Origin of the sequence: Thermofilum sp., from assembly GCF_038871435.1 — an archaeon.
Classification (GTDB): Archaea; Thermoproteota; Thermoprotei; order Thermofilales; family Thermofilaceae; genus Thermofilum; species Thermofilum adornatum.
Genome location: NZ_JAVZIC010000002.1, coordinates 377,294 through 389,586, shown reverse-complemented (window position 1 = coordinate 389,586; position 12,293 = coordinate 377,294). Strand labels below are relative to the sequence as shown.

At 44.8% G+C, this 12,293-nt stretch carries 14 protein-coding genes and 1 CRISPR repeat array; of the genes, 8 read left to right on the top strand and 6 right to left on the bottom strand.

The window, feature by feature from the left end:
- Window positions 1-32: 32 nt before the first annotated feature.
- A CRISPR array of direct repeats spans window positions 33-389; the repeat unit is 25 nt; unit sequence GATGCAACTCAGAAAGAATTGAAAG.
- A gap of 84 nt (window positions 390-473) precedes the next feature.
- Both QXT17_RS04520 and QXT17_RS04515 read right to left on the bottom strand, forming a co-directional pair.
- Complete coding sequence (locus tag QXT17_RS04520; RefSeq protein WP_187148171.1) at window positions 474-1,604, bottom strand: iron-containing alcohol dehydrogenase; 1,131 nt, start codon at window positions 1,602-1,604, stop codon at window positions 474-476.
- Window positions 1,605-1,658: 54 nt separating this feature from the next.
- Window positions 1,659-2,372, bottom strand: a complete 714-nt coding sequence (locus QXT17_RS04515; RefSeq protein ID WP_052887316.1) for a 5-formyltetrahydrofolate cyclo-ligase — start codon at window positions 2,370-2,372, stop codon at window positions 1,659-1,661.
- A gap of 140 nt (window positions 2,373-2,512) precedes the next feature.
- Here QXT17_RS04515 and QXT17_RS04510 point away from each other — a divergent pair, with 140 nt between their 5' ends.
- Together QXT17_RS04510 and QXT17_RS04505 are read left to right on the top strand one after the other, a co-directional pair.
- Window positions 2,513-2,722 (top strand): hypothetical protein, encoded by a 210-nt coding sequence (locus tag QXT17_RS04510; protein ID WP_052886519.1) that lies wholly within the window; start codon window positions 2,513-2,515, stop codon window positions 2,720-2,722.
- A complete protein-coding gene (locus QXT17_RS04505) occupies window positions 2,704-3,078 on the top strand; it encodes a type II toxin-antitoxin system VapC family toxin (RefSeq protein ID WP_052886520.1) in 375 nt (124 codons plus the stop codon). The genes QXT17_RS04510 and QXT17_RS04505 overlap by 19 nt, the downstream gene beginning before the upstream one ends.
- Before the next feature lie 84 nt (window positions 3,079-3,162).
- Here QXT17_RS04505 and QXT17_RS04500 read toward each other — a convergent pair whose 3' ends face one another.
- Complete coding sequence (locus tag QXT17_RS04500; RefSeq protein ID WP_052886521.1) at window positions 3,163-4,002, bottom strand: nucleotidyltransferase domain-containing protein; 840 nt, start codon at window positions 4,000-4,002, stop codon at window positions 3,163-3,165.
- 83 nt (window positions 4,003-4,085) lie between these two features.
- On the opposite strand from QXT17_RS04500, the gene QXT17_RS04495 reads away from it, so the two are divergent.
- The 3 genes from QXT17_RS04495 to QXT17_RS04485 all read left to right on the top strand — a co-directional run bounded on the left by QXT17_RS04495 (window position 4,086) and on the right by QXT17_RS04485 (window position 5,938).
- Window positions 4,086-4,514 (top strand): HIT family protein, encoded by a 429-nt coding sequence (locus tag QXT17_RS04495; RefSeq protein WP_052886522.1) that lies wholly within the window; start codon window positions 4,086-4,088, stop codon window positions 4,512-4,514.
- A gap of 83 nt (window positions 4,515-4,597) precedes the next feature.
- Window positions 4,598-5,272 carry a diphthine--ammonia ligase gene (locus QXT17_RS04490; protein WP_052886523.1) on the top strand — a complete coding sequence of 225 codons (675 nt, stop codon included), beginning with the start codon at window positions 4,598-4,600 and terminating at the stop codon, window positions 5,270-5,272.
- A 102-nt stretch (window positions 5,273-5,374) separates the two neighbouring features.
- Window positions 5,375-5,938: an ATP cone domain-containing protein gene (locus QXT17_RS04485; RefSeq protein ID WP_052886524.1), complete on the top strand. Its 564-nt coding sequence runs from the start codon at window positions 5,375-5,377 to the stop codon at window positions 5,936-5,938.
- Here QXT17_RS04485 and QXT17_RS04480 read toward each other — a convergent pair.
- On the bottom strand, window positions 5,935-6,813 hold the full coding sequence (locus QXT17_RS04480) for a radical SAM protein (protein ID WP_052886525.1): 879 nt from the start codon (window positions 6,811-6,813) through the stop codon (window positions 5,935-5,937). The two genes, QXT17_RS04485 and QXT17_RS04480, sit on opposite strands and share 4 nt — an antisense overlap.
- Window positions 6,814-6,890: 77 nt before the next feature.
- Here QXT17_RS04480 and QXT17_RS04475 point away from each other — a divergent pair, with 77 nt between their 5' ends.
- Window positions 6,891-7,070: a hypothetical protein gene (locus QXT17_RS04475; RefSeq protein ID WP_020962927.1), complete on the top strand. Its 180-nt coding sequence runs from the start codon at window positions 6,891-6,893 to the stop codon at window positions 7,068-7,070.
- Window positions 7,071-7,140: 70 nt separating this feature from the next.
- On the top strand, window positions 7,141-8,154 hold the full coding sequence (locus QXT17_RS04470; protein WP_052886526.1) for a Gfo/Idh/MocA family oxidoreductase: 1,014 nt from the start codon (window positions 7,141-7,143) through the stop codon (window positions 8,152-8,154).
- A gap of 13 nt (window positions 8,155-8,167) precedes the next feature.
- Here the strand turns inward: QXT17_RS04470 and QXT17_RS04465 are convergent, their stop codons facing one another.
- Window positions 8,168-10,975, bottom strand: coding sequence for a DEAD/DEAH box helicase (locus tag QXT17_RS04465; RefSeq protein WP_342783079.1), 2,808 nt, complete (start codon window positions 10,973-10,975; stop codon window positions 8,168-8,170).
- 110 nt (window positions 10,976-11,085) lie between these two features.
- Between QXT17_RS04465 and QXT17_RS04460 the strand changes: the two genes are divergently transcribed.
- Window positions 11,086-11,892, top strand: coding sequence for a DUF6995 domain-containing protein (locus QXT17_RS04460; RefSeq protein WP_342783078.1), 807 nt, complete (start codon window positions 11,086-11,088; stop codon window positions 11,890-11,892).
- A 34-nt stretch (window positions 11,893-11,926) separates the two neighbouring features.
- On the opposite strand, the gene QXT17_RS04455 is transcribed toward QXT17_RS04460, so the two are convergent.
- The gene (locus QXT17_RS04455; RefSeq protein WP_342783077.1) at window positions 11,927-12,253 is read right to left on the bottom strand and encodes a 30S ribosomal protein S25e; all 327 of its coding nucleotides are present in this window, start codon (window positions 12,251-12,253) and stop codon (window positions 11,927-11,929) included.
- Window positions 12,254-12,293 lie beyond the last annotated feature (40 nt).

Here is a 12,293-nt window from a genome sequence, read left to right as displayed (position 1 = left end):
AAGTCTTCCTCAACTACAAGAAGATATACAACGATGCAACTCAGAAAGAATTGAAAGTCCAGGGCCTAGGCTTAAGGTTCCCAGACCGCTAAAACTTTGTTGATGCAACTCAGAAAGAATTGAAAGTGAGGGTAGATGCCAATCCTCCGAGTAGCACCTCTTATTCAGGATGCAACTCAGAAAGAATTGAAAGTAGTTGGAAGTGTATGCAGATTTAACAATTTCTTCGGCGATGCAACTCAGAAAGAATTGAAAGGTCGGAAACAACGAAATGCTATTCAACGTAAAAGGCAGATTAGATGCAACTCAGAAAGAATTGAAAGAACAGGAAAATTGCGTCATTCATCTCCTTAGCCATTCTGAGGATGTAACTTAGAAAGAGTTGAAAGAGCTGGGTAAAATCATATTGCAAATGTTCTTCTTGGTGCGGTTTAAGTCAAGTAATATATTTGTGCTAAGTAGAAGGTAACGGGTCAAATTAGCTTTGCCAGTATCTCTCGTACGATTTCTTCATTTACCTCGAACGGCGCGTTTTGCAAGTTACGCTTGTACTTTAGGCCCTCCGAAACATATAGGTCAAGCTGTTTCTCGTCTATACCGAGCTCCCTGAGGCTTGTCGGGGCGCCTATCCTCTGATAGAGCTCTCTTAACGCCTCTCGTAGTCCACCTACCATGGCTATCTCTATGTGTCTCCTGAACTGTTCGGCCCTGTGGGGGAGACGGGACTCGTAGAGCTCTACTGCGCCCAAGAGTATGAGCGCGCTGGCGAGCCCGTGGGGGAGTTTGAGCCTGGTTGTTAAGGGGTAGCCTAGGCCGTGCCCAATATTTGTGCCAGTGAAGTTGATTGCTACACCTGCAAGCATGCTGGCATAGAGCATCCACTCTCTGCATTCGGGGAAGCCGTCCACGGCGCAGGGTAGCTTCCTGAAGATGATGCGGGTGGCCTCCAAAGCGTACATGTCAGACATAGGCGTGCTTTTCCCGCTGAAGAATGCTTCGACAGCGTGGCTCAGCGCGTCTAGACCTGTGCTTGCCGACTGGTCTCTAGGGAGATACCTCAACACCTCGGCGTCCAAAAGGGCCAGCGATGGGTAGACACCTCTGCCAGAGATTGCAACCTTCATCTGTCTCTCGTCAACCAGGACAGAGTACTTTGTAACCTCGCTACCGGTTCCATGAGTAGTAGGTATAGCTACGAGGGGCATGAGCTCTTCGTCAACGCTTCTAGGCCACAGATAGTCCTTGGCGCTACCCCCAAGCGTGTAGGCAACGTTTGCAGCCTTGGCGGTGTCAATTACGCTTCCGCCCCCAAACGCGACAAAGAAGTCGACCTTCTCTCGCCTAGCAACCTCAGCGCACCTGTCAGCTGTCTCTACTGAGGGGTTAGGATCTACCTCAGAGAAGAAAACACTCTCTATGCCTACCCTAGCTAATTCTTCGCGGATCCTCGCGTCGAAGCCATACTTCTTAGCGAATCCTCTCCCAGTAACTATCAGGGCCTTTCTGCCCAGCCCCTTTGATAGCTCTCCAATCTTGCCCAGCGACCCCCTCGAGAAAACTATCCTTGTCGGCAACTCGTATGTGAAACTTATAGAGCTATACACGTTTTCTAGATACGTTGCAAAACTATTTTTGTCTTTCCCCAAACGCTTAGCAAACTAGCCTCTCCTCTGCAAGAGCAGCTTCAGAACCGGTATACTTTCTATATCAAGGCTAGAGAGCTTGTCCCAGTAGATACCTTCGGGTCTAGGATACTTTCTCTGAGTCTTTACAACCCGCTGGGGAGTAAACAAGTAGTCCATAGGGACATCATGTGTATCCATCGGTATAAAGTCGACGATTTGCAGTTCATGCACAGTCGTGACTATTGGCGTTTCCTCGCTTAAAGCCCCCAAAGCCTTCAAAATGGCATACTCGAGGTCACTAAAGCCTCCCCCCTTACCAACTCTCCCACCATAAATGTCAACGGCCACGCTACCAGCAACCTTCAGGTCTATCACGGGAACCCTTTCTAGAACCTTTTCGCCAAAAATAAACGCACCCCTTATCGTGGAAGCCAGGCCCACCTTGTCGCTGGGTATCTTTCGGGGGTCTAGAACAATAAAACCGTTTCTCAGGCGTGGAGAAGCCATAACAAGGATTTTCCCATCTCTCAAAGCAAGCTCTCTAACATGTCTCTGCGGAGAATCAGGATTCGAAAAAACAACTTGGGCCTTCTGATATATACTCGAAGCGCTCAGCTTTAATGCCGCCTCCCGTGCACCCCTAAAGTTTGGTATCCTTCCCTCTACAGGGAAAGGTGGAAGGGCAACATTTTCTTCCAGTAATTTTCTCCAAACTTTCTCTCTAATCTCCTGCTTTTCCTTCTTCAAGTCTCCCCCACTATTTTTGATATAAGAAAGATAAAATGTCTTTCCATTATAGGGTGCTTTCTCACCAGTTTTCAGAGACCATGCAAAAAAGCTTGCATAAACAGAAAAATTTAAGTGGAGAAACAATTTTAATTATAATTGTGAGTAAGAACACAACAATTACAATATCGCGAGAAACAAGAGATTTGCTCCTAAAGCTTAAAGGAAAAAAATCATGGGATTCGTTTTTACGCGAAATGGCACTAGAGGAAATAAAAAAGAAGCGGCAGGAAATTAGAGAGAAACTGCAGGAGCTGTTGGAGCTAGAGTACGAAGACGTGAGGGTGAAAAGATGGGCAAGGGAGTTCTAATTGATACAGATGTTTTGATAGAATATATAAAGGGGAGAAGAGAGCTTCCCAGCGAGCCTCGATTTATATCGGAGATAACTTTGTATGAGTTTATAAGGGGCACTAAAGATTCCTACAAAGCCAAAAAACTATTAGAGGAAGATTTCATTGTAATTTTTCATGACAATGATATCCTTAGGAACGCTGCCGAAATGTGGAAGAAGCTCAGATCACAGGGTAAACTAGTAGATGACAGAGATCTTCTCATAGCTGCAACGTCAATTTCACGAGATTTACCTTTACTTACAGGAAATTTTAAACATTTTGAAAGATTAAAAGAGTTCGGTTTGAAGTTTTATGGAAACATCGCAAAGTAGAATATAAAGAAGCTTTGAGTTTAGATGAAAGTAATAGGACTATATACAACATATTGAGACAATCAATAAGTTCTTAAGGAAGTATCAACCCAAGGGGGAACCACCGGTTAGGTAGAATTCTGAGTATACTTCCTTGCCCGAAAGGTCTAAACCTTTTATTGTGACTTGGAGATGGTTTTCGATTGGGATAATTTTTATATATGAAATGTAGGCGTAGTTTTTCTCTATGAAGTCTACTAGCTTTTCGGGATCGACGCCCTTAAAGCCTAGCAGGCTGAAGACAGCCGTGTAGGTCGCTATAAGTGTTTTGAAAAGATCGCCTTTTCCTATGCCTCTAAACCTCCCATTTCTAAGCTTTCTGTATATGTTTGCCTCGTCTCTTAACCCTTTCTCGTCCAGGAAGGTTAAAATTTCTCTATCCTTAAAGAGGATCCTGTTTTCCTTTGTACCAAGAAGTCTTACAGCGCTTCGGAGAGACCTGTAGGCATAGTTTAACGAGTCGTGGAATCGACCGGTAAAGTAGTTTTCGAGGGAAAGGTTTAAGCATGCCAGTGCATTTTTCTCGAGATATTCTAGAGTTCTCGAAGTTATCGGGGGCTTTTTGGTTATTACTTGATAAAGCGTCTCGTCTGCATAGATAAGTTTACTGTCTTCTAAGAGTTCATGTGCAAGGAACTCTCCGTCCTCTAGAAGCTTCTTTAAGTCATCAATAGACAAAATAAGAGTTGACACGTCTTGTCCAAGCTCTTCAGCTATAAGTACTCTTTCCTCAAGCGATATTTTGTCACGCGTGATAATCGCCACGTTTACATCGCTGAGAGGTGAGAAGTCCTCTAGCCGTGAAGCAGAGCCGAAGACAATAATGCCTAAAACGTTGTCCCCCAGCAGAGGAACAATGATTGATTGGATGGTCTCCAGCGACATCGCTCTCCATCTCCTGGGTCTCTGTCCTTATAAGAAAGAAAGCCTCATATATGTTTTTACACCACGACTACGCGGTGGAAAGCATGGCTAGCCACCTTTTAAACCCCTCGTGTATATTCTGCAGGATAATAGAGAGAAAAGAACCGGCACACGTAATCGCTGAGACCCAGGAAACCATAGCCTTTCTTGACAAGTATCCAGTCAACCTTGGACACACGCTTGTAGTTTCCAAGCACCACTACGAAAATATCTTTGATATTCCAGGGCCACTCCTCTCTGAAATGATACTGTTAGCAAAGAGAATAGCAATAGCACAGCAGAATGTCCTCGGGGCCACCGGGGTAAGAATCGTAATGAACAATGGAAAGACATCGGGACAAGAAATATTCCACGCACATATACATGTGATACCCTCTGGGACTCCTAAACAAAACCGAGCCGTCCTCGACGAAGAAACCGGCAGGAAAATTGCACAGTTACTTAGGGAAGCCCTTAAAGAAATCAAGTATTAAAACATCCTTAACTATGTCGCCAACCTTTTAATAATGCCCTGATTATGCCTTCAGTAGAGGCTAGAAGCTAGAGAGGTGCCTACTTGAAAGTCGCCGTACTATACTCCGGAGGCAAAGATAGTACACTAGCACTGCACAAGGTATACAAATCACACGAGATAGAATGCCTGTTGACTTTTCAGCCAGCATCCGAGGAAAGCATGCTATTTCACTACCCCAACGCGAGGCTAGCAGAACTACAGGCAAAGGCACTAGGACTACCTATAATTGTTCGAAGAACTGGCAACTCAGCAGAAGAAGGACTAATGGCACTAGAAGAAGCCCTGAAACAGGCGAAAAACGAGTACGGAATAGAGGGCCTCGTCACAGGGGCAATAAAGTCCAAGTACCAAGCCGACAGATTTAGCGAGGTCTGCAGGAAACTGGGCCTAGAAATATTTAGCCCTCTATGGATGAGAGACGAAATAGAGTTGCTTAGAGAAATCGTCGAAACAGGGATCACGGCAATAATTACACGTGTAGGCGCCTACCCACTAAAAATGGATCTGCTCGGCAAGCCAATAGGCAAGGAAATCATCAGCTACTTCGAGGCTCTCAGAGAAATCTTGAATTCAAGCGGTGAAGGTGGAGAATACGAAACATTTGTCATTGATGCACCTCTCTTCAAAAAGAGAATAAAAATACTGAGGTCAAGGATTGTTGGAAAAGACTACGACGCCACCCTCATAATTGAGGAGGCAGAGCTGGAAGACAAATAACATACTTGGTGATAGAATTCTGTTTTTCCAAAGAGTATACAATTAAGTGTCTAAGTTTGGCAACCTTTAAATACTTAGCAAGAATAAATATTTTTGACAATTATGCCGAAGAAAATTGTAAAAAGCACAGGAAAACTAGAGGAATTCGATAGAAACAAATTGATCAAATCCATCGTAGACGCTGGCGCACCAGAAGAAATAGCCATAGAAATTGCCAAAGAAGTAGAGTCAAAACTACAAGAAGGAATGACCACGAGCGAGATACGGAGATACGTCCTCGCGAGACTAAAAGAACTTGCCCCGCAAGCTTACGAGGCATGGACCTTCTACGACAGGATAGCTAAGGGCAGAATCACCTTCGAGGACGGAAAATATATTGTAGTCGAAAAAGGCCACCTCTACCTCGGAAGAGAAGTCAAAGACATAGGCCCCAAAGGGCTGTCCTCCTCAGAAGAAGTAGAAGGGATCCTCCACGAGCTAGAAGAAGACCTAAAATACGGCGTATCAAAGGCAACAATTAACGCGAGGCTCTATGCTTTGCTAATGGGAGTACTAAAGAGCAAGCACATGCCCAAAGAAGAAAAGGAAAAATCCGTCCAAATGATAAACGACTTCCGCCAGAAACTAGGATGGAAACCCTACGAGCTAAAGAAGCCAGTTGTCTAGGAATTTCTAGTTGCAAGCGAAGTACCATCACAGGTAACTCCTTTATCATTTAGCTGGTATAGTCCTTCTCTGCATGTTGCAAATGTGACGCCTAATCTGTGAGCCACGTCTCTTACCGTTGAGAGTGTCCTGTAGCGGTATTCTTTGTCTGCATATATGTAGCCCTGTATCTTGTTTTTCCTGTCTTGATAAATGTGTTCGAACTTTGCCTCTAGGTCTGGGAATGCTGAAAGCATTCGGGCCAGGTTGTCTGGCTTGATTTTATATGTGGAGGACACGACGTGCCTAGCTCCAGCCGTTACTGCAGCTTCGAGCACGGCTGAGATAGATTCTTTTGAATCGTTTAAGCCCGGGATTATAGGGTCATATCTTAGGACGACTGGCACGCCGGCTTCTGTAAGCTTCTTTATCGCATCGATTCTCCTCGATGGGGAGGGCGCGCCCGGCTCTAGCCTTCTCGCCAGGGTCTCGTCGAGTGTTGTGATGGTTATTGATACGACGCTTCTCGTCTTGGAAAGTATGTCTATGTCTCGGGTTACTAGGTCAGATTTAGCGACTATCTCGATGACATAGTTGTCTGAAACTAGCTCAAGGAGGCGCCTAGTGTATTGGTACTTTGACTCTAGAGGCTGGTAGGGGTCGCTACTACTGCTGATGTTGATTATTGATCCCCTAGGTATCTTTGAAATATCTTTTCTGGCAGTTTCTAAAAAGTTGGCTTTGGGGCGAGGATTGAAAAAGTCCTTTATGTAGCTGGATGCATAGCAGTAGAGGCACCTGTGCTGGCAACCTGTGTAGGGGTTTACTGTATACTTGAAAGGACAGGTGCACAGGCTTTTTCCTCGCCATGGGTCAAAAGGTCGAATGTAGCTCATTGGGCCTCTCCGTCGATATTTACTCAGAGTTTTCTTGGAAACATAAATTTTTATGGTACAAAATGTGTTGAGGCATAATGGATGAAGAGGAAGTCCAGGAAAGGGCATCCCCCTTTGCTAGGCTCGAGTACGAAGAATGGAAGAGACACCAGACTCCACACCTAGAGGCAAAGGAGAAAACAAGCCAGTGGCTCTTCTTTATTGTGCTGGGCTCTCTCATGAGTTTACTAGCGATATATCTCTTGCTTTTTCTTTAAGGTATTTTTATTTAAACATTTCCAGATATGTTTTAATGCAGTTTTAAAAAGAATATGTCCACGATAAAGAATGCCAAAGGTAAATGTGGCAGTAGCTGGTCTGGGACGAATTGGCAAGGTTCACGCAGAAATAACTTTTACTCGGCTAGAAAACGCCCGCCTAGTCGCAGTTATGGATGTAGTTTCCGAGTTGGCTAACTCTGTTGCAGAAAAATACAAAGTAAAGGCTTATACAGACTATGACGCGTTGCTCAAAGACCCAGAGGTAGACGCTGTCTTCATAACGACTCCTACTAATCTCCACAAGGAAATGATAGTTAAAGCCGCGGAAGCCGGCAAACACGTGTTTACCGAGAAGCCTATAACTGTCACCTCCAGTGAGGCCATCGAGGCAATAAAGGCCGCTGAAAAGGCCGGCGTCAAGCTAATGGTCGGCTACATGCGAAGATTCGACGATGCCTACGCTACAGCAAAGAAGAAAATTGTTGAGGGCTCAATCGGAAACCCTCTAGTTTTTATAAATATTGCCCGGGACCCAGGGGCGCCGCCCGGATGGGCACAGGATCCTAGACTAAGCGGCGGCATATTTCTGGACATGCTTTCCCACGACTTCGACATGGCCCGGTACCTAATGGGTAAAGAAGTTAAGGAAGTCTATGTCAAGGGCGACGCGCTCCTCTACAACGAAATTAAGCAGAAAGGCGACTTAGACGTGGTAACAATCAATTTCGAGTTCGAGGGAGGAGGATACGGTCTAATACACGGGAGCAGGAAAAGTGTCTTCGGCTATGACCTTCGTACAGAAATCATGGGAACAGACGGCACTATATATGTTGGGTCACAAACTGACCCCAATCTAGCTGTGGGATCCAAGGACGGGTTGATATACAGAGGGGTTCAATGGTTCTGGTCAAGGTTCTATGACGCATATGTCCTTGAGGACGCTGCCTTCATCAACTCGATACTGCGGGACGAGAAGCCACCGATAACGGGGGTAGACGGATTAAGGGTCGTCGAGATAGCTGAAGCATGCTGGAGGAGTGTCAAGGAACAAAGACCAATTTCCGTTAGAAGAACCCTTTAAAAGAAAGCTTTTTTCATTCTTCCCAGTATTTTCTTGTCCTCGTATAGTTTGCCTCTGCCTGGAGAACATTCCTCGCTAGAGCCTCCATGCTGACGCCTTTTGATAATATGTTTTTAGCAGTTGTGGGCCCAACACCGTGACCTGCGAGGACAAATACTGCTGGATATCCATACGACAAGACAAGAGAAGCGGATTGCCTAGCTTTCTCAACAAATTTTTTCTCGTCTGCTGACAGGTTTTCCTTTCTCCTCCATTTTTCAAGGATCTTTATCTTTTCTTCCTCGTATGGTCTTAGAACTGCGAGGGCTCTTGAGCCACAACGCGGACACTTGGAAAACAAATGGTAATCAGCAACCTTTATTGTCTGCCACCATTGTCCACAGTTTATACAGTAGAGTAGGACGTGCGAGTTCTCGATCCTCTTTATAATTGCCTGTATGATGCCAGAGGCGGGTATATCTGATGCAACTACACCCGCCTTCACGGTCGGCTTCTCAAATATTAACTGCGCCAGAGGTGTCAAGTCGTTTAGTTCTTTTATTATTATTGGTCTTTTGCCTCTTTCTATGTCTTGAAGGAATTCTTCTACTGAACGAAGGTCGAAGTGCTCAAATATAGTTGCCCTTATAGCTTCCGCATCGACAGGCGTCCCTACAAGTTTCCTCCTAATATTTGACAAGACTCCTGGCTCTGGTCTCGACTTCTTTATGTCTATTATGCCCATCTTTGAAGCAACGTGTGTGAACTCAATTAGATATGAATTGCTCTCCCGTATAACATCGCTGAGAAAACGAAGTTTCCATTTCAGCCCCTCCACCAATATTTCTCTAAGCTTTCCCGGCGGCACATAAGACTCGCTAACAAGCAGAACCCTGTAGGGGTCGGAGAAATATTTAGCAGAGGATCCAGTATATCCCCGATAAGCATCTGCTAGGAGAAAGGCAAGCAGGTTATTCCCCTTCGTACCGAGATAGGAGTGAACCAGAACGAGGGTCTTATCCCTGCTCCTCACGAGTTCTACAAGGGTATTTTTCTCGCTTGGAACAGTTCCTAACGCTTCAAGAGTCTTGCCTACAAGCTCCACAGTTTTCTTGAAGGCTTCTTCCGGTAAACCATACATTCTTCGAAGTTTTTCCAGCTCTCCATTTGATGACGTGTTTTCAGCTATGCGTCTATAGAGGGAAGCGACCTCGCGTGCAACTTTTCTATCTACAGGTAGGGTCATCCCTGTCCATATAGGTGGTTCGCCGAATTCATGTATGTTTTCCGTGACGTATACCTTGTTTGCCTCTATGTCTACTTCTTCTACGTTCCACGCTTTTCCGCCTAGAATGATTATCTTGCCTTTGCCTATAAGTGAAGCGAAGGAGTAGTCTAGGGAACCAATTATTCTCCTTGACGCCATCTCAACAACGTCAAACGAGAAGGATTCAGGAATCATGGAAGCTGAAGAGTAGTAATATGAAATTGTTCTTCTTCCCATAGTGATATTTCCATTTGAAAATCTGATTATTCCTATGGAACGCATAAACTCCAGGAGATCTATTAGTTCTTTTAGAGATAAATTTTCAAAGGGAAGTGACCGAGTCACTACGTCGTAGAGTTTTTCAAGACTTATTTCACGATACTCGAGTACGAGCCCTGCTATTTGGTGTGCCAACACGTCTAGAGGTTTCTCGTGTGGTGCTTGCTCCTCTAGGTCCCCATTGACGCTCCTCCTAGCTAGGACGGCCGACTCCACCGCATCCTCGAGAAATAATGGTACAATGACACCTCTCGATTTTTCCAATAAACTGTGACCGGCTCTTCCAACTCTTTGTACAAGCTTTATTGCTTGCTTTGGGGACCCAAACTGAACTACAAGTCTTGCATAACCGATGTCCACACCTAGCTCGAGGCTGGACGTTGCAATAATGGCATCTATTCTTCCCTCCTTAAAGAGTTTCTCAGCCTCCTCCCTTTCGGCTCTTGAAAGGCTACCATGATGTACCCTAACATTTAGCCCATATTCATGAGTCAATATTCTTCCAATGAGCTCTGCAGTATCCCTAGTATTGGTAAAGACTATTACGCCCCCCTCTCGGCAATAAGAGGCAACTTTTTCAACTCTTTCTTCCAGATTTGCCTCGTTCCCAACCTCCTCAATGCTTATCTCGTAGATTTTTCTTTCCTGCCATTCTATCACGGTTCCGCCTCTTCTACCAGAAAGAAGTCGAAGAGCGGTGTAGGGGTCTTTGAGCGTAGCCGACAGGCCTATTATTTTTAGGTTTGGCGCAATTAGTCTCAAGCGTTCCAAGGCGAGCGAGAGCTGTGCACCCCTCTTGTCGTCCAGCAACTCGTGGACCTCGTCCACTATGACCCATCTTATGTTACGCAATTTTTCCCGATACCTTTTATCAACCAGCAGAAACTGAGCTGTCTCAGGAGTCGTAATCAGGAAGTGGGGTGGTTTCTCGGCTATCTTCTTGCGTGTTTTTTGAGGCGTATCTCCATGTCGTATCTCTGCTTCGAATCCAAACATTTGGAAAAGCTCAATCATTCGGTCATAAATGTCCCTATTGAGAGCACGTAGCGGAGAAATATAAAGTGCAAAGATAGGTTCGCCCCCCTCATTGATGAGGTCGCGGAGAACTGGTAGGATAGCCGCCTCTGTTTTTCCGGCTCCAGTAGGTGCAACAATAAGGATATTTTGGTAGTGTCTAGATGCCTCTAGAGACTTCACCTGTATATAATTAAGTGTCTTGTAGCCAAGCCTCTCCAGTCCCTTTATAAGCTCCTCTTGGAGTAAATTGCTGAGCCTACGCAGTTCAACGCCCTCCATATATATCCATGTTCAACGCATAAAGTAGGGCTCAAAATAAATTCTTTCCCAAAGACGATTCACACACGCTAATCTTAATAAAGCCACATGTCTAATTATTGAAGTAGGAAATGGAGGAGATAACAGAGCTGACCAGAGAGCTTTCAGAATATATAAAACAGAAAAAAAGAGTATCTGCAGAAGAGCTGGTAAGTTGGAGCAAGAACAAAGGTTTAAGCTCGGTTATCCTATACATTGTCGTACAAGAACTACTCAAGGATAGAAGCTTCCAAGCAACAACAGACAAGATAATCATTGACGAAATCTTCCACATAGAGGTTCCCACTAGCCTATACTACCTAGAAGCGACCACAGAAAAAACCCCTATCCAACCCAAACAAATAGCTTTAAGAGAAGAGAAAAAGAAACAACGGAAAACTTCCGTTAAAAAGCCAGCTAAGGGGCCGTCCCTCCTAGCTTTTCTAGAACAACAAGAGGAACCCAAGGAATCTGAAAATGATCAAGATATGGAAAAGCCCGAAGAAGAACCTCTCCACGAGCCTGAACAACTAACAGAGCTCCCTCCCAGCCGGCAAAATGAACCCCAAATATTTACATTCGATAACCGGCGGGAGCCAGAGCCCCCGCAACAAACTAGAGCAGCAGAACCAGTAATGTTCCAAGATCTCGAGATAACATCAGACCTTGAAACCGCTATACGCTACCTCGGGAAATATTGGAGTGTTGGGAGACTACGCCTCATAGACGATTTAATGGGAATGGGAGTCAAAGACCCAATCAAAGTCATAAATGAGCTGGCCAGGAAGGGCCTCATAGAGATCACCGAGCTAGATGTCGTAAATGCAAAGAAGGAATTAATTGAAGTCGCGAAAAGCTATCTTAAAGAAAAGAACATTGCAGACATCTTCTCGACTTAAATTCCCTAGTAAAAAACTGCAAATTTGTTTCCAGCTACTTCTTCCTTGATGCAGGAACATATATTGGGACTTTAGAGTTCCTGTCCACAGCAACAACTAGGCCTCTCAGCTCAAGCTCTTTCAGTGTCTTCTTTGCCCTGCTAAGTTTTATGGAAAATCTCGAAGCTAAAACGTAAGGCGTAATGTACCTTAAGCCCTTGAGTTCCTTTATTATTTGCTCGAGGGAAACCTCTGTCAAGTTCCCTGTTGAAGCTTCTAACTTCATCTGGGGTTTTTTGCTTTCTTCTTTCTTCTTTGTTGTTTCTTCTTTCGTGGCTCTCTTTTCTAGGGCCGATACTGTGGGTCTCTTCTTACCTCCCATGATTCACACCTGGTTGATACTATGGGAGAGTTTGCCTAAA

Excerpts from the sequence above, each read along its gene's own strand:
- QXT17_RS04495 (WP_052886522.1), top strand. The coding sequence starts at position 4,086 with ATGGCTAGCCACCTTTTAAACCCCTCGTGTATATTCTGCAGGATAATA.
- QXT17_RS04480 (WP_052886525.1), bottom strand. The coding sequence starts at position 6,813 with ATGAGCTACATTCGACCTTTTGACCCATGGCGAGGAAAAAGCCTGTGC.
- QXT17_RS04465 (WP_342783079.1), bottom strand. The coding sequence starts at position 10,975 with ATGGAGGGCGTTGAACTGCGTAGGCTCAGCAATTTACTCCAAGAGGAG.
- QXT17_RS04485 (WP_052886524.1), top strand. The coding sequence starts at position 5,375 with ATGCCGAAGAAAATTGTAAAAAGCACAGGAAAACTAGAGGAATTCGAT.
- QXT17_RS04460 (WP_342783078.1), top strand. The coding sequence starts at position 11,086 with ATGGAGGAGATAACAGAGCTGACCAGAGAGCTTTCAGAATATATAAAA.
- QXT17_RS04455 (WP_342783077.1), bottom strand. The coding sequence starts at position 12,253 with ATGGGAGGTAAGAAGAGACCCACAGTATCGGCCCTAGAAAAGAGAGCC.
- QXT17_RS04470 (WP_052886526.1), top strand. The coding sequence starts at position 7,141 with ATGCCAAAGGTAAATGTGGCAGTAGCTGGTCTGGGACGAATTGGCAAG.
- QXT17_RS04505 (WP_052886520.1), top strand. The coding sequence starts at position 2,704 with ATGGGCAAGGGAGTTCTAATTGATACAGATGTTTTGATAGAATATATA.
- QXT17_RS04475 (WP_020962927.1), top strand. The coding sequence starts at position 6,891 with ATGGATGAAGAGGAAGTCCAGGAAAGGGCATCCCCCTTTGCTAGGCTC.
- QXT17_RS04500 (WP_052886521.1), bottom strand. The coding sequence starts at position 4,002 with ATGTCGCTGGAGACCATCCAATCAATCATTGTTCCTCTGCTGGGGGAC.